Source organism: Moorena sp. SIOASIH (assembly GCF_010671925.1).
GTDB lineage: Bacteria > Cyanobacteriota > Cyanobacteriia > Cyanobacteriales > Coleofasciculaceae > Moorena.
Map to the genome: position 1 here is coordinate 203,050 of NZ_JAAHIH010000008.1, position 17,060 is coordinate 220,109.

The 17,060-nt window shown below is 40.5% G+C and carries 13 protein-coding genes and 1 pseudogene; 13 read left to right on the top strand and 1 reads right to left on the bottom strand.

The window, feature by feature from the left end:
• Positions 1 to 471 precede the first annotated feature (471 nt).
• The 6 genes from F6J90_RS39050 to F6J90_RS39075 all read left to right on the top strand — a co-directional run bounded on the left by F6J90_RS39050 (position 472) and on the right by F6J90_RS39075 (position 7,339).
• Complete coding sequence (locus F6J90_RS39050; RefSeq protein WP_293106960.1) at positions 472 to 702, top strand: hypothetical protein; 231 nt, start codon at positions 472 to 474, stop codon at positions 700 to 702.
• Positions 703 to 812: 110 nt separating this feature from the next.
• Complete coding sequence (locus F6J90_RS39055; protein ID WP_293106963.1) at positions 813 to 1,898, top strand: hypothetical protein; 1,086 nt, start codon at positions 813 to 815, stop codon at positions 1,896 to 1,898.
• Complete coding sequence (locus F6J90_RS39060) at positions 1,813 to 2,052, top strand: hypothetical protein (protein ID WP_293106966.1); 240 nt, start codon at positions 1,813 to 1,815, stop codon at positions 2,050 to 2,052. Before F6J90_RS39055 ends, F6J90_RS39060 begins: the two co-directional genes overlap by 86 nt.
• Positions 2,043 to 3,038 (top strand): iron-containing redox enzyme family protein, encoded by a 996-nt coding sequence (locus F6J90_RS39065; protein ID WP_293106968.1) that lies wholly within the window; start codon positions 2,043 to 2,045, stop codon positions 3,036 to 3,038. The genes F6J90_RS39060 and F6J90_RS39065 overlap by 10 nt, the downstream gene beginning before the upstream one ends.
• A gap of 129 nt (positions 3,039 to 3,167) precedes the next feature.
• A complete protein-coding gene (locus tag F6J90_RS39070; protein WP_293106971.1) occupies positions 3,168 to 6,413 on the top strand; it encodes a type 2 lanthipeptide synthetase LanM family protein in 3,246 nt (1,081 codons plus the stop codon).
• 716 nt (positions 6,414 to 7,129) lie between these two features.
• Positions 7,130 to 7,339: a hypothetical protein gene (locus F6J90_RS39075; protein ID WP_293106973.1), complete on the top strand. Its 210-nt coding sequence runs from the start codon at positions 7,130 to 7,132 to the stop codon at positions 7,337 to 7,339.
• A gap of 651 nt (positions 7,340 to 7,990) precedes the next feature.
• On the opposite strand, the gene F6J90_RS39080 is transcribed toward F6J90_RS39075, so the two are convergent.
• Positions 7,991 to 8,191, bottom strand: a complete 201-nt coding sequence (locus F6J90_RS39080) for a hypothetical protein (RefSeq protein ID WP_293106976.1) — start codon at positions 8,189 to 8,191, stop codon at positions 7,991 to 7,993.
• A 514-nt stretch (positions 8,192 to 8,705) separates the two neighbouring features.
• On the opposite strand from F6J90_RS39080, the gene F6J90_RS39085 reads away from it, so the two are divergent.
• The 7 genes and pseudogenes from F6J90_RS39085 (at position 8,706) to F6J90_RS39110 (ending at position 16,657) form a co-directional block, all read left to right on the top strand.
• Positions 8,706 to 8,867, top strand: a complete 162-nt coding sequence (locus F6J90_RS39085; RefSeq protein WP_293106978.1) for a hypothetical protein — start codon at positions 8,706 to 8,708, stop codon at positions 8,865 to 8,867.
• Between the two features lie 864 nt (positions 8,868 to 9,731).
• Positions 9,732 to 9,947: a hypothetical protein gene (locus F6J90_RS39090; RefSeq protein WP_287358176.1), complete on the top strand. Its 216-nt coding sequence runs from the start codon at positions 9,732 to 9,734 to the stop codon at positions 9,945 to 9,947.
• 722 nt (positions 9,948 to 10,669) lie between these two features.
• Complete coding sequence (locus F6J90_RS39095) at positions 10,670 to 10,921, top strand: hypothetical protein (protein ID WP_293106984.1); 252 nt, start codon at positions 10,670 to 10,672, stop codon at positions 10,919 to 10,921.
• Between the two features lie 204 nt (positions 10,922 to 11,125).
• Positions 11,126 to 11,344 carry a hypothetical protein gene (locus F6J90_RS39100; protein ID WP_293106986.1) on the top strand — a complete coding sequence of 73 codons (219 nt, stop codon included), beginning with the start codon at positions 11,126 to 11,128 and terminating at the stop codon, positions 11,342 to 11,344.
• Between the two features lie 81 nt (positions 11,345 to 11,425).
• Positions 11,426 to 11,674: pseudogene (locus F6J90_RS43930) on the top strand (T3SS effector HopA1 family protein); the annotation flags it as partial.
• Positions 11,675 to 11,936: 262 nt separating this feature from the next.
• Positions 11,937 to 12,107: a hypothetical protein gene (locus tag F6J90_RS39105; protein WP_293106989.1), complete on the top strand. Its 171-nt coding sequence runs from the start codon at positions 11,937 to 11,939 to the stop codon at positions 12,105 to 12,107.
• 1,307 nt (positions 12,108 to 13,414) lie between these two features.
• Complete coding sequence (locus F6J90_RS39110) at positions 13,415 to 16,657, top strand: type 2 lanthipeptide synthetase LanM family protein (protein WP_293106991.1); 3,243 nt, start codon at positions 13,415 to 13,417, stop codon at positions 16,655 to 16,657.
• Positions 16,658 to 17,060: the final 403 nt, after the last annotated feature.

The following is a 17,060-nucleotide window of genomic DNA, read 5'->3' on the forward strand; positions in this document are numbered from 1 at the left end:
GAGGTACACATATTTTTTTACCACTCCCTGCTCCCTGCTCCCTGCTTCCTGCTCCCTGCTCCCTGCTCCCTGCTTCCTGCTCCCTGCTCCCTAAAACCCATAAATTTGTACCTCACCAAATTTAAAAATGTTAGAAAATAATTTTAGTATTTTAGTCCAAGACTACTCTTGGACTATTTTTTATAGTTTTTATCAGTTCCACTAGTTTTATAGACATAACTAGTTTAGTTTATCACCTAAATTAGAGAGCACATCAATACATTAGAACCTTTTCTGAAGGCTGCATCTACACAGTCTCGTACGGTTTCAAATTTATTAATTATTGATAGGGACAAAACTGTTTCAGTTTTAGCGATAATAAATAGAAAAAATATCGACTACTTAAATTAGTTTAACTAGGATAAAAACAGAAATAAACCATGGCTAAGTTATTCCTAGTCAACCACAACCGTTTATTGGAGGAAAGTTCAAATGGCAAATATCAAAGTTAAGGACATCAAACCCACTGGCGCTGACTTGTTCAACGATTCTGAAAGCTTTATGAACGAACTGAGTAATGATGAACTTGAGCAGGCTATGGGAGGACTTGTTTTATATCCACCAGTAGATTCAGTACAAAAGACCTGTAATTGCTTTACGACTACTGGATACACTACTGAAAAAAACATTCGCACCGGTCTATATTGCTATATAATGCTGTAAACTCTTTTGACCAAATACCTTCACTGCTGAATCCTAAATTTAGGAAGTGAAGGTTTGAGCAATCAAATGAGTAGAAATATTGCCCAACGTTCTGATCAGGGAGTCAGTCGATGTCTAAGTATACCCTTCCCCCTCTCAAGGAAGATTCTAGAGTCACTTCAGCTTTAGAACTAGAGTTATCCCAGGGTAAATTTCAGGATAAAAAACCACAACACCCTTCAGTGCTGCGTCCCAAATTAGCCTGTAAGGTTAATTACTATCAAGATAAGCTGATTTTTTATCAGGATGGTCGAGATTTCGCTTTTCAGGTTAACAGTCAATCAGGAAAAATATTAAAGAAGTTCGTCTCCCTGATGGACGGGACTAAGACTCTGACTGAACTCCAACAAATGTTCTATGCTAATAACTCTGAGTTGTTCAATACTATTGTTTGTCACCTGGACGAAAACAACTTGCTCGATGACGTTGCTCAGGTTAGGGTTAATTCAGGCATCGACACTTTGCTGGAATTGGAAGATTTGACCAATGAATTGCTCAATCAGCAGGTTGATGAAAATCTCTTCCTGAAATCCATCAAGTCACCGACATCCCAACTGCCAATCAACCTTCTTTATGGTTTTGTAATAGAGCATTACCACTTTATTTCTCAACAGAGCTGTTTTGATTCTCCTGGACTTAGCTTCCAAAGCTCTACAAAAGTTCGACAATTGCTCAACGAACGCTACACTCAAGAATACCGCCAAGACCAGGAACTGGCAATGGCAGCACTTAATGCTATTGGCATTAGCCGTGAAGAACTCGCGGACACCATGCCACTCCCAGAAACCATGGGGATGTGCCATGCTTTGACCTATTGGGCGAACTTTGAGCCACTCTTTTTCTTGAGTACCCTGGGATTTTTGGCAGGTGAGACCCGTAAGAATTTTGAATTTTATAGTAAAGCCTGTGAGCGTGTTGAACTAGATTCTGGCTTTATCAACCCGATTAGACAATTGGCAAACAGCAAGCTAAAACTCGAACCAGAAAATCTAAGCCGTCGCATCTTTCAAGAAATACCTCACATTGATCCGCAAACAAAGCAGCGATTTAGAGGACAAACTTACCTGTTTGTTGAAATCTACAACAATTTATACAAAGCTATCTGGAATCATTACTCCTCTGCCAGTCATTTACTGCGGCGAGTTTCCGCAATTTAAGTTAGCGACGGAGTTATCTCAATTCTCAGACTCATTTTCCCTACTCCCTACTCCCTACTCCCTACTCCCTGTTCCCTGTTCCCTGTTCCCTGTTCCCTATTTTTTCCCTACTCCCTACTCCCTATTCCCTACTCCCTTTACTATATGTCATTAACAAACGTTTTATTCCAACAACCACTGTTCAAAAATCGGGTATTTTTTGAATTCAAGGACACTGAAGTTGAAATTAATTATGGCGGTCAAGGATGCGCGATCGCGGTTGAGCCGGAATACCAGAAGGAAACTGTCCAACTGCTAAGGCTTTTACAAATGGGCGGTATGTCCCCAGAGCAATTGGGTCTGGCCTGTCCAGGAATCCAAGAGGATATTCCTGAACTGCTGGCTGAGCTGGATCGCCGGGGTCTACTGATAGAAACCCATCAGGAAGTGGAATCTCGTGGGGTGACTGGACACCAGTTCTATCGAGAGTTGTGCCGATTTCTGAACCGCATGAAGGGGCAATTTCCCCCTTCTCCTTTCTCAGAAAAGATGGCTGATGGGACGATTACTAGAAACCAGTTGATTGGTTATGCTTTGGAATCCTATCACGTTACCCATCTGTGTCCTAGACTCTTAGCACCATCCTTAGCCAATTATGAATCCCCTCGGACCCAAAAACTTCTCCAGGAATTTTTTGTTTCTGAGTTGCACCATGACCGTTTGATTGAGAATTCCTTGAAGAGTGTGGGCATCGAAGGTGAGCAACTGCAACGGATGCAGCCCCTACCCATGACTTTCGCCGTCTGTTCCACCCTGGCCGTTTTTGCCAAGCAGCATCCTCTGAGCTTTAAGGCTGCACTTTTGTTGTTTGAAGAAGACGACAAGGTATTCCACGAGTTGTTTAAGCAGCAGTCCCAAGCTTTGGAGTTACCACCTGAATTTTATAAACCCATCCTGCTCCATGCCGGTATCAATGAAGAAGGGGCACATGAAGAGATCACTTCGATGCTGCTGGCAGAAGTGGCTTATGTGTCACCAGAAGAACAATTAGTGGTTAAAAAGAATCTGGGAATTCTGCTGGAGTCTATGGTTCGGCGGACTCAGGAAATTCTGGATTACTATGGTAACTCTAATAATATCATTCCTCGTTGTTTTACCTGAAGGGGCAATTTTCTATTGAATGGGAAGTATGAAGATATTTACACAAATTTATATTTACCCAAGTAATCAAAAATTAAACCTTTTTTAAAAAAATTTATAACTAAATTACCACTTCGAGAGATTTATTCCATGCCAGTAATAGGGTCACAAATATCACCAATCGCTACTATAGCTATTAACGCCACTTTTTTATCAGAGCGTCTCCATAACCCTTGTTACCAGAATTTTATTCCCCAAAAATATCATGATCTGATTGAAGAACGCCTCAATACCTGGTCTAAACTCCTGGGAGGAGAACAACAACTTAAACAGCGCCTTCAGTGGGATGGATTAGACTTAACTACAGTCCGTAACTTACTAGAAACAGGGGAGTATAGAGAAGATTACCCCTTACCAAGCTGGGCAGAAACTCTCAAAGAATTAATTGAAACTAGCGCCGCTTCATGGCTAACTCTAGAGGGGGAAGATAAATCTCTACTTGACTCCCAAAATCCCTTACCTTTTGAAGACTTTTATTTACCCTTTATCCGAGTAGGGCGCAGTAAATTATCCACTCGATTATCAGCAAATAGTCCAGAAGCGTTGTTGAGCCAAGAAGCCTACGCAGCCCTAGAAAGGAGCTTGCTGCAACAACTGGTTAATTTAGGCACAGAAACCTTACTATTTGAATTTAACACATTCCGGGAAGCTCACCCTCCTGCTAACCAAACGACTCCCCAAGAAAGTCGAATTATTTATAATACTTTTTTAAAAAATCTTCTCAAAGATGGGGGGTTGGCATTTTTCAATCGTTACCCAGTCTTCGGTCGCATGATAGCAACAACCCTTGATTTATGGGTAGAATCTACTACTGAATTTATCCAACGTCTACAAGAAGATTTATCGGCAATTGAACGTACCTTTTCTTCTGATCAGGTAAGCTTAGGAAACGTCCAAACAATTGAGACTTCTCTCTCCAATCCCCACCATGGTGGACGCTCGGTTTTAGCTCTTACATTTTCTTCCGGAATTAAACTGGTGTATAAGCCCAAAGACTTGGGTTTAGATGTTGCTTTCAATCAGTTACTAGACTGGTGCAACCACCAGGAAACATCCTTAAGCTTCAAATTAACTAAGATTCTCAATCGCCAGGGATATGGATGGGTTGAATGTATTGAGCACCAACCTTGTGACAATCAAGCTGCAGTTCAACGCTTCTATAAAAGAGCAGGGATGTTATTATCACTGCTCCATGTATTAGGAGCAAGTAGTTGTGATAATCAAAATGTGGTTGCTAGTGGTGAATATCCGATTCTGATCGATGCTGACCTCTTGATGCATCCTGTACAGCACAGCGTGACTGAATCTGAAGACTGGTTTAAGTATTCAGTGCTTCATACAGGATTTTTACCTGGTTGGGAAGGAGATACGTACTCGGCAAATGCTCAAGATTCCAGCGTCCTAGGTAATATTTGGCCAAAGCAAATAAATTCCTCTCGGGAGTGGAAATTTATTAACACCGATGGGATGCACTTAGCTCCCAACAGTGTGATTATTCCTGCCGGGACTAATGTGGTCATTCTAGACGGTAAAACTGTCTCACCTAATAACTATGTTGAGGAAATCGTCACTGGCTTTGAGGAAATCTATCACCTGTTAAGTAAAAATCGGGAAATGCTCCTAGGGGAAGAAAGTCCCCTCTGTGCCTTACAATTTTTAAAGTCTCGATTTAGTCTGCGCCCAACCCTCACCTATGGTATGGTCTCGAAACGCAGCCTAAGTCCTGAATATTTGCGTAATGGCGCGGACTATAGCATTCTGATCGATTTTCTCAGCCGTCAGTACTTAATGGGTGAAGAAAAATTAGAATTTGATAAATTATTAGAAGCAGAAACGAATTCTTTACAACAGCTAGATATTCCCTATTTCACGGTATCTTGTAATAGTGATTCCCTAGAGTTGGCATCAGCTCAACCAATCAAGGAGTTTTTTAAAACATCCAGTTACCAACGGTTAATTGCTAAAATCCAAAGCCTTGATGAAAAGGATTTAGCCCGACAAATTAAATTGATTCGGGCGAGTTTTTATGCTAAGTATGCCCATTTGACTAAGAACAGTGCTGCTTTACAGGGGAATTTATTCCAATTCTCCTCATTGAATCCTGAGGAATTATTGGAAGAAGCTATAGAAATTGGCAATAGTCTTGTTGCCAGTGCAATTCATACTGGTGACGGCTGCAACTGGATTGATTTAGATTATATCTCCAAGGCGCACCGCTATCAACTTGGGCGATTGGATGATTCCTTATTTACGGGGCGAGCTGGAGTTAGCCTATTCCTAGCAGCTCTAGCAAAAATTACTGGTGATCCAGAATTTAAAGAGGTAGCTTTAGCAGCTTTATCCCCTTTACGTCAGTCTCTTAAGAAAGCACAAGCCGACCGAAACTTGTTGCAGTTAAGACTTGATGGAATCAAATTAGGTGGTATCCTCGGTTTAATGGGGCTAGGTGGGATTATTTACAGTTTGGTTAAAATTAGTCAGTTTCTCCAAGAGCCAGCCCTTCTCGAAGATGCCCAGCAAGCTGCAAAACTAATTACAGCAGATGTAATCGCTGCCGATCAAAAGCTGGATATTATTTTTGGAGTAGCCGGGGCAATTATGGGCTTATTAACTCTCTATCAACAGACAGGAGAGAAAGTCCTATTAGACATAGCAGTAGCCTGTGGCAATCATCTCCTATCACAGCGAACTCATACCGCCCCTAGGGCGTGGAAGACAATCAGTAAAACCCCATTAACCGGATTTTCTCACGGTGCAGCAGGTAATTCCTTGTCTTTACTACACCTATATGCTGCTACTGCAGACAAAGTTTATTTGGAAGCGGCGAAAGAAGGAATCGAATATGAAACCAGTGTTTTTGACACCTCAGTCCGAAACTGGCCAGTTTTCTCTTCATTCGAAGAGACGAATCGAATTATTTTACAGCACACCTGGTGTAATGGAAGCGTGGGAATTGGATTAGCCCGTTTAGGCAGTTCAACGATTCTACAGACAAAGCAAATTTACTCTGACATTGAGGTAGCTTTGGAAACCACCAAGCAGTATGCAGTATCTAGTCTAGATGTAGACTTTCTATGCTGCGGGAGTTTGGGCAGAACTGAACTATTTGTTGTCGCATCCCAAAAACTTGGCAACCAGGAATGGCTAACAACTGCTAGGGAACAGGCTGCATCGGTAATAGCAAGGGCAAAAAATAATGGATCATATGCTTTGTTACCTCATTTGCCTAACTCTGTTTTCAGTCCTAATTTTTTCAAGGGAAGCGCAGGTGTAGGTTATCAATTGTTGCGTTTAGCCTCTCCAGAATCCTTACCTTCTGTTCTGATTTGGGAGTAGAATGAACTTTGCAGGTGGGGTTGATGTCACCAAGGTTGATGTAGGGTGGGCAGTGCACCAGACAGATCATGAAGCTTGCAAAGGGCGTTGGTAGGCACTGCCCACCTTACGATTAATGACTTCTGTTCTGATTTGGGAGTATTACTCTACCCTAACTAAGCCGAAATGATAATTTCATCAACTGAACGATATTAATACATAAGTTTCCTTTGGAAATCAGCGCCAGTATCTTCTGGCGCTGATTTTTCTTTATTTGCCTAAGCTCGACGTTGTCCAGTCAACTACTGTAAATAAAATGATTCTGCAAAATTGCCAGTAATAATTAATATTTTGATTGATTTAAGTGACATAATTATTTGATTTATGGCTGAATTAAAGAGTAATTTAAATGCTAGTTAATCCTTTTATATAGCAATCCACGCTGATGAAGGTATACGAACGGTTGATGATGTTTTCCGATCAAATTGGTGTATTAATAAGATTGCTTAAAAAGGTGACAATCTAAATCATTCGGTATTGCCTGTTCGCTATTGGGCACATTTATAGACGGTTTTAAGCAATTAAAATCACATAAATGTAGGTATTCTGTCATTTTATATAGTTGTATGCTAGAGACTTTTTCAAAAAATGTGACTATCATAAAAATATGAAGCAAGCATCACTAGCTTGATTTGAAATCAACCACATTAACAAACATTTATTGGAGTTAAAATCAAATGGCTAATATTAATATTAATGATCTTTCAGCTCTTAATCTGACTGGCGCTGAGTTGTTTAACGATTCAGAAAGTTTTATGATGGAAGTGAATGAAGACAGTGAGGCAATCCTTATCATAGGGGGGCAAAATGAAAGTTGCTGCTTATGTAGTCACACCTGCGGAAAAACCCTTAACGCTCAGTTCGAGATGCAGTTCGATATGCAGTAAAACTTATTCGTGAAATCTTAACAGGGAACAGAGAGTTATAAAACCGAACTTTTGCAATAGTTATGGTTCTTCAGTACCTGTTATGCTAAATTTCGAGTTAAAAAACTCAAAAAGTTTACCGTACAGGGAAAATTAGGCTATTCAACTAACAAAATTTTCTGAATACTGCCTCTGACCACTGTTTCCTGTTCCCTGTTCCCTCTTACAGACTGTTTATTTAGCATAACAAGTACGGAAGAGCCAGGAATTTTTTTTAAATTGCTTTTCATTTTTTTGATTGGCTGCTATTTAAGGGATAATCACTGATTTAAACTACTCATTTACTATAATCCGTATAGACGATCGATATTTCTAAGTGTTTGGATGTTTGTATGTCAGTAGTTGAGCCTCACCCTAGAGAATAGTAAACATAAAATAATTATTGAATTATAGTCTTTTAGTCCAAGAGTAGTCTTGGGCTATTTTTTATGGTTTCCATAAGTCTCAAAACAAAAAAAAATAGCCGTAGAAATACTATCCACGGCTATTTCAATTCCTTATGTCACAAAATTAGCAAACCTAACCTGCTCTGATCTGATTGGCCAAGGGCCGCGCTACAAAACCAGACCAAAACCAAGGCCAGGGGGGAAACCCCCCCAAACATTTAAGGTGTTATGGCAACAACCAATACTTGGTTATTGTAGTGATCACTTCCCCTGGAACATCAGTCGGTTCCAGAGGGGTCCACTCCGCAATCTCTGCATAACCTAGGGCGTAAAGCATCTGCATACTATAGATGACTGCTTGACGAGAACCTTTGAGAGTCTGCTGAGCAGGTTGTTTCTTGAAGTTTTGGCTGAATTTTGTTGACATAAATAAGAATTGAATTTCGGTTTATAATGATTATTGTAATGATTATAGTTGTAGTTGTCAAGGGTTTTTAAAAAGTTTTTTTTGGGAGTTTTAGGAGTAATAAAAACGTCAGCTATTAGCTATCAGGTATCAGCTATCAGCTTTTTATAGTTTTTCTCAGCTCCACTAGTTTTGTGGAAATAACTGTTTTAGTTTATTCCGTAAATTAGAAATAAAGCGTTTTCCCTAGCTATCAGGTACACAGTATTTTTCCCTGCTCCCTGCTCCCTGCTCCCTGCTCCCTGCTCCCTACTCCCTACTCCCTACTCCCTACTCCCTACTCCCTACTCCCTACTCCCTACTCCCTGCTCCCTAAAACCTACGACTTTTTACCTAAGCCAATTTGCCATAACTACATCTAACTTTATGACAAAAAAAGTTTACTTATAACATGAATAAATTATAAAAAAACTCAACAAACTCAAGTAATCAAAGTATGATTCAAACAGAGATCAAAAATTATTACAATTAATTTTTGTTCCCTACTCCGAAGTCCCTACTCCCTGCTCCCTGCTCCAATGCCTTGGAAGCGATCGCAAACTACTCTGGAATTGTGGATGCTGGGTTTGAGTTAATCCCCGTAGAGTCTCCCAAAGTGGATCCGGTGGCAGATAATCCAATTTCTTTGTTAATTTAGTTACAATATCGGAAATGTTGACTGTATTAACCTAGTACAAAAATGCTTTAGTTAATTTAAAACGGCTAGAACCTAACCTTAGTCTTGTAGTCCAAGAGTAATCTTGGGCTATTTTTTATGGTTTTTCTCAGCTCCACTAGTTTTGTGGACATAACTGTTTTAGTTAATTCACTAAATGCTAGAGCATCTCAATATAGGATTATACTAGGTTTTAAACTATGTAACTTCTAGGGTCATTATGATGTATAAAGAGGTGGCTAATAGGTTTATATAGTTGCTAGCACTATCTAAATTATATGACAAAAATGTTTTATTTTTAGCACCAATTAACTAGAAAAACTATAGACAGAGTTAATTCAATTAACTATGCTGAAAAAGCAGGGAAAACGCATCTAATTTTCTGAGTCCTATATATAGTGTTTTTTAAAGTAAATAAACACTATACAGCGTTTTTTATAACTATCAGGTAGACAGGATTTTTTCCCTCTTCCCTGCCCTTCTGGGAGGGGTTAGGGGTGCTGAGGGGGTGACAACAAGGCTAAAAAGTATACAGGGTGTGGGGTGTGGGGTGTGGGGGGTGGGGAAAATAGAAGGGAATTTGGAGTGAGCCCAGCAATAACAATCAGTCCGAAACCTGATTCAACCGTCCAATGCAACGTAGCCAGCTCCTGATCTTCCCCTACACCCGTCACCCCACACCCCACACCCAGTAAGGCTTTTAAGGCTGTTTGTCACCCCGTCAGGTTAGGGGTGGGTTACTCTGACCTGCTCCCTAAAACCCAATCATTTGTACCTCACCCAATTGAAAACTGCTGTAGTAATTGATTCTGATTCAAAAACACAGATTCATTGGAGAAAAATCAAATGGCTAACATCACCATTCTTGACATCAAACCTGCTGGTGTTGACTTGTTTGCTGATTCTGAAAGCTACCTGATAGATTTGTCGGAAAATGAACTCGCAGTTTATGGTGGAATAGTTTGGACCTATTGGATAGCTCAAGGAGCAGCGGCTGCGGTGCGAAGTTCACAACCTTGTGTGGGAGTAGCTGCTGCTGTCACCAGAGAAATTATAGACTGAATATAGCAATTATCATAGCTATGAGGTACACAATTTCTGCATTTTAGGGAACAGGGAACAGGGAATAGGGAACAGGGAATAGGGAATAGGGAATAGCGATGCGCTGCATCAAGAGGTGCGACCCGTGGCGAATTTAATTCTTAATGGGTCAAGGGCACCTAACAGGGAATCAAAGTCAAATAAAACTGTACCTCATAACTGCGATAAACGCTATATTTACTCCTAATAAAAACCTACCAAATGTGTTTCTTAGGAGTTTAAGTAACCAAGCTATGTAGCACCATCAACAAAGCCCTATAATACCAGGTGCATCTCATATTTGTAAAAAATAAGGGAAGTGTGGGGCGCGGGAAGTGTGGGAATTTTTGGCTAATTTCATGCCTTGAGATACACCCTCTAATACCTGACTTTTTCGGGTAAGTTATCAAGAACGAAAAACCGTCACTTTTTCCACAGGCTTATTCTTAATATAGCGGTTTTTAGCCTAATGAGGTACACATAATTTTTGTCCTGTTCCCTCTTCCCCTCCTGGGAGGGGTTAGGGGTGGGTTACTCTTCCCTGTTCCCTGTTCCCTGTTCCCTGTTCCCTAAAACCAGAAACTCTGTACCTCACCACATTGAAAACCGCTATAGCTCTAAACTATTGTCTCAAGTTTAGTTGAGCTATTCGGGCTAGATATATCTCAAAAATTTGTAAAAATTGAGCTAGGAGAAAATTACAAATGGCTAACATCAAAATTTCCGATCTCAAATCTATCTCCAGTGAGTTATTGTTAGCAGAATCTCACTGCCAAGAACTAACAGAATATGAGCAACTCAACATTCAAGGAGGTGCCTTTTGGGATTGGGTAAAGGATGCAGTTGAATGGGCAGTAGATCATCTGACTATTTCCACGAAATCCAGTCTTTCTAAGGATGGTGGAATTTTTATTGGGTACAAGGGAACACACGATTTTCCCAACAACATAAACTAAAAAAGCTCTAGTAGCCAACCTCAAGAAAGAAATTTGACGATAGATTTGCATTCCTCCTGTCTCTCCTCCCTGTTTTCCTGGAAGTAATTGTCTGGCAATTTAAATAGGGCTGAGGATGTGAAAAACAGGCTAAAAACGGCTTAGGGTAAGCTTTTGATCCAATACTTTTTTTTCAAGTTAATTAAATCACAAAGGATATTTCCAATGTCTACTATCAATATTTATGACTTACAGCCTACTTCTCCTGAACTTTTTGCCGAATCGAAAAAATTGCTAGAAGTTACCGAAAGTGAAGCTAGGAAAACTGCTGGGGGAATTTTTTTTGAACCTTTTGTGATTCAAACAGACAGATGGATTGTAACTTTCTGTCCAGATGGAACCATTTCCCATGGAAGTGCACCTTATTGTCCAAGGCGGTTGTAAATAGAAATTCCTTTTAGCGTTAAGGTTGTGTACAACCGAAAAGACTACGGACGTTACAATTCAGGGTGACTCTACTTTGATAGGAAATACTATGAAGTTGTTGGACGAGTTTTAAAGACTGTTTATGTAGAACAGCAATCCCATTTTCAGCCAAAAACTCCCTTATTTACCCTACAGATTGTACCAGGTTTGGGGTTGGCAGAAGAACCAGACCAAAAATTTGCCGAACGGGAAAGCTTTGCCATGAATCCCTGTCATAATTTTAGTCCAAGAGTACTCTTGGGCTTTTTTTTATGGTTTTTCTCAGCTCCACTAGTTTTGTGGACATAACTGTTTTAGTTTATTCCATAAATTATAGAGACGTTAACTATCATAATACTGGTCAATATGATTTATAGGTTAATTATGAGCTATTACTAGGTTGAGCAGCAGATAACTACTTCTAATTTAGTGACAAAACTGTTTTTGCTTTAGCATCAATAAACTATAAAAATAATACATATACGAAATTACTTTTAATAGGATGAAAACAGGAATCAAAAATTACTAATTGATTCCTAGTCAACGACACACATAATGGAGTAAAACTCAAATGGCTAACATCAAAATTGATGATATTAAGCCTACTGGTGCTCAATTGTCTCTTGATACTGAAAGTTTTATCAAAGATCTCCAAGACAAGGAACTTAAAGTAGCAGGGGGTTTTGATGCAGGAGGTGCCATTGACGATATTATCATTATCGTCATTCCAGATCCTTGTTGAGCCGATAGCTTAAGCTGATCACAGGGAGTAGTCACGTAAGCATTCAGCTATCAGCTATCAGCTATCAGCCTATGGGCTACGGGCACGCTACTTGAGGTGCTATCAGCTATCAGCCATTCGCGTAGCGTGGCCACAGGCCTTGGCCTGTGGCCACGCTACTTGAGGTATTTATGTGCTACAGATGGTGCTACAGATGGTGCTTTTCAATAAAATAAGCTATTCGGTGTAGCGTGGCCAAGGGCTGACGGCTGACGGCTGACGGCTGAATGCTTACGTAGTCACACACAAAAGGGCTTTAGCTCTTTAGGCATCAGCCTTGTGTCAAGCTTCCTGCAGCAGGAGTGGCCGCAGTTTCGATACCTGGGGCACCAGTGGCACAGTTCAGGGAGGTTTAACCTCCCTGATTTGCAGCAATACGCGCGATCCTTGGGCAGTTTTCTATGCTAGGGATTGTTTTGCAGCATGTTGAGCTCAATGCCAATTATGAAGATAGTTACAACTGTTTAGATATAAGGAGTTGAGCCTTATTCTAGGTAAGAATAAACAGAAAATAATTAAATTATTTTAGTCTCAGGACTTACGCACAGAATCCATGGGTAAGGTGGGCAAAACCTTGCCCACCCTACAGGTAGCGTTAAATTGAGGGATTTGCGTAAGTCCTAAGTCTTTTAGTCCAAGAGTAGTCTGGGACTATTTTTTATGGTTTTTATCAGCTCCACTAGTTTTGTGGACATAACTGTTTTAGTTGATTCGGTAAATTATAGAGACGTTAACTATCACAAGACTGGTAAAGGTGATTTATAGGTTACTTATGAGCTATTCATAGGTTTAGCAGCAGATATAGCGGTTTTTAGCCTAATGAGGTACACAGGATTCTTTCCCTGTCACATAAAACCAGGTAATCTGTACCTCACCAAATTGAAAACCGCTATAACTACATATAACTTTATGACAAAACTGTTTTTACTTTAGCATCAATAAATCATAAAAAAACTAAACAAACTCAATTAATCACAGTATGATGACAACAGAGTCAACAACACACATTCATTAGGGGAGGTTCAACAAGAGGCTAACAAGATTTCACTACCCGATGTCCCTGTCTTCGAGACCTCTTCTTCTATAGCAATTCTGATACTGATTAGGTAAGCAGGATTTTTTCCCACTCCCCCACTCCCTGCTCCCTAAAACCCAGGACAAGCTACCTCAGCCAATTGAAAAATTTTATATATTTACCCAAGTAATCAAAAATTAAACCTTTTTTAAAAAACTTTATAACTAAATTACCACGTCGAGAGATTTATTCCATGCCAGTAATAGGGTCACAAATATCACCAATCGCGACTATAGCCATTAACGCCACATTTTTATCAGAGCGGATCAATAACCCTTGTTACCAGAATGTTATTCCCCAAAAAGATAATGATCTGATTGAAGAACGTCTCAACACCTGGTCTAAACTCCTGGGAGGAGAACAACAACTTAAACAGCGCCTTCAGTGGGATGGATTAGACTTAACTACAGTCCGTAACTTACTAGGAACAGCAGAGTTTAGAGAAGATTACACCTTACCAACCTGGGCAGAAACCCTCAAAGAATTAATTGAAACTAGCGCTGCTTCATGGCTAACCCTAGAAGGGGAAGATAACTCTCCACTTGACTCCCAAAATCCCTTACCGTTTGAAGACTTTTATTTACCCTTTATCCGAGTAGGCCGCAGTAAATTATCTACTCGATTATCGGCAAATAGTCCAGAAGCGTTGTTGAGCCAAGAAGCCTACGCTGCCCTAGAAAGGAGCTTGCTGCAACAACTGGTTAATTTGGGAACAGAAACCTTACTATTTGAATTTAACACATTCCGGAAAGCTCACCCCCCTGCTAACCAAACGACTCCCCAAGAAAGCCGGATTATTTATAATACTTTTTTAAAAAATCTTCTCAAAGATGGGGGGCTGGCATTTTTCAATCGCTACCCAGTCTTAGGTCGCCTGATAGCGACAACCCTTGATTTATGGGTAGAATCTACTACTGAGTTTATCCAACGTCTACAACAGGATTTATCAGCAATTGAACGTACCTTTTCTGATCATGTAAGCCTAGGAAACGTCCAAACAATTGAGACTTCCCTCTCCAATCCCCATCATGGTAGACGCTCGGTTTTAGCTCTTACCTTCTCTTCCGGAATTAAAGTAGTATATAAGCCCAAAGACTTGGGTTTAGATGTTGCTTTCAATCAGTTACTAGACTGGTGCAACCACCAGGAAACATCTTTAACCTTCAAATTAACTAAGATTCTCAATCGCCAGGGATATGGATGGGTTGAATTTATTGAGCAGCAACCTTGTGAAAATCAAGCCGCAGTTCAACGCTTCTATAAAAGAGCAGGGATGTTATTATCACTGCTCCATCTATTAGGAGCAAGTAGTTGTGATAATCAAAATGTGGTTGCTAGTGGTGAATACCCTATTCTTATCGATGGTGACCTCTTGATGCATCCTGTAGAGCAGAGCGCGACTGAATCGGAAGACTGGTTTAACTATTCAGTCCTGAATACAGGCTTTTTACCTGGTTGGGAAGGTGATATCTACTCGGCAAATCCTCAAGATTCCAGCGTCCTAGGTAATATTTGGCCAAAGCAAATAAATTCCTCTCGGGAGTGGAAATTTATTAACACCGATGGGATGCATTTAGCTCCCAACTCTGTGATTATTCCTGCCGGGACTAATGTGGTAATTCTAGACGGGAAAACTGTCTCAGCTAAGAACTATGTTGAGGAAATTGTCACTGGCTTTGAGGAAATCTATCACCTGTTAACTAAAAATCGGGAAATGCTCCTAGGGGAAAAAAGTCTCCTCTGTGGCTTACAATGTTTAAAGTCTCGATTTATGCTGCGCCCAACTCTAACCTATGGTATGGTCTCGAAACGCAGCCTCAGTCCTCAATATTTGCGTAATGGCGCCGACTATAGCATTCTGATCGATTTTCTCAGCCGTCACTACTTAATGGGTGAAGAAAACTTAGACTTTAAAGAACTATTAGGAGCAGAAACGACCTCTTTACAACAGCTAGATATTCCCTATTTCACGGTATCGTGTCATAGTGATGCCCTAGAGTTAGGATCAGCTCAACCAATCAAGCACTTCTTTAAAACATCCAGTTACCAACGGTTAATTGCTAAAATCCCAAGTCTTGATGACAAGGATTTAGCCCGGCAAATTAAATTGATTCGGGCGAGTTTTTATGCCAAGTATGCCCATTTGACTAAGAACAGTGCTGCTTTACAGGGGAATTTATCCCAATTCTCCTCATTGAATCCTGAGGAATTACTGGACGAAGCTATAGCAATTGGCAAGAGTCTTGTCGCCAATAGGATTGATACTGGTGACGGCTGCAACTGGATTGATTTAGATTACATATCCAAGGCGCACCGCTATCAACTTGGGCGATTGGATGATTCCTTATTTACGGGGCGAGCTGGAGTTAGCCTATTCCTAGCAGCCCTAGGAAAAATTACTGGTGAGCCAGAATTTAAAGAGGTAGCTTTGGCAGCTTTATCCCCTTTACGTCAGTCTCTTAAGAAAGCACAAGCCGACCGAAGCTTGTTGCAGTTAAGACTTGATGGAATCAAATTAGGTGGTATCCTCGGTTTAATCGGGCTAGGTGGGATCATTTACAGTTTGGTTAAAATTAGTCAGTTTCTCCAAGAGCCAGCCCTTCTCGACGATGCCCAGCAAGCTGCAAAACTAATTACAGCAGATGTAATTGCTGCCGATCAAACCCTGGATATTATTTTTGGAGTAGCGGGGGCAATCATGGGCTTATTAACTCTGTATCAACAGACAGGAGAGAAAGTGCTATTAGACATAGCAGTAGCCTGTGGCAATCATCTCCTATCACAGCGAACTGATACCGCCCCTAGAGCCTGGAAGACAATCAGTAAAACCCCATTAACCGGATTTTCTCACGGTGCAGCAGGTAATTCCTTCTCTTTACTACACCTATATGCTGCCACAGCAGACAAAGTTTATTTGGAAGCGGCACAAGAAGGAATTGAATATGAAACCAGTGTCTTTGACACATCAGTCCGAAACTGGCCATATTTCCTTTCATTGGAACAAACAAATCAAATTAATTTCTGGCATGCCTGGTGTCACGGCAGCGTGGGGATTGGATTAGCCCGTTTAGGCAGTTCAACGATTCTACAGACAGAGGAAATTTACTCTGACATTGAGGTAGCATTGGACACCACCAAGAAGTATGCAATATCTAATATAGATGTAGACCATCTCTGCTGCGGGAGTTTGGGCAGAAATGAACTGTTTGTCGTCGCATTCCAAAAACTTGGCAACCAGGAATGGCTAAACACAGCTAGGGCACAGGCTGCATCGGTAGTTAACAGGGCAAAACAAAATGGAGCATATGCTTTGTTCCCTCATTTGCCTAACTCCGTTTTCAGTCCTAGTTTTTTCAAGGGAAGCGCAGGTGTAGGTTATCAATTGTTGCGTTTAACCTCTCCAGAATCATTACCTTCTGTTCTAATTTGGGAGTAAAATGAACTTTGTCGGTGGGGTTGATGTCACCAAGTGGTAGGTGGAGTTCATGTAGGGTGGGCAGTGCATCAGACAGATCATGAAGCTTGCAAAGGGCGTTGGTAGGCACTGCCCACCTTACGATTAATGACTTCTGTTCTGATTTGGGAGTATTACTCTACCCTACCTAAGCCAAAATTACAATTTCATAAACTGATTAATACATAAGTTTACTTTGGAAATCAGCGTCAGCATCTTCTGGCGCTGATTGTTCTTTATTTGCCTAAGCTCGACTTTGTCTAGTCAACTACTGTCAATCAAATGATTAGGCAAAATTTACATTATTAAGTAGGTAAATGTTACTAGCTTGGTTGGTTTAAGTGACATAATTGTTTTAGTTATGGCGGAATTAAGTAGTGATTTA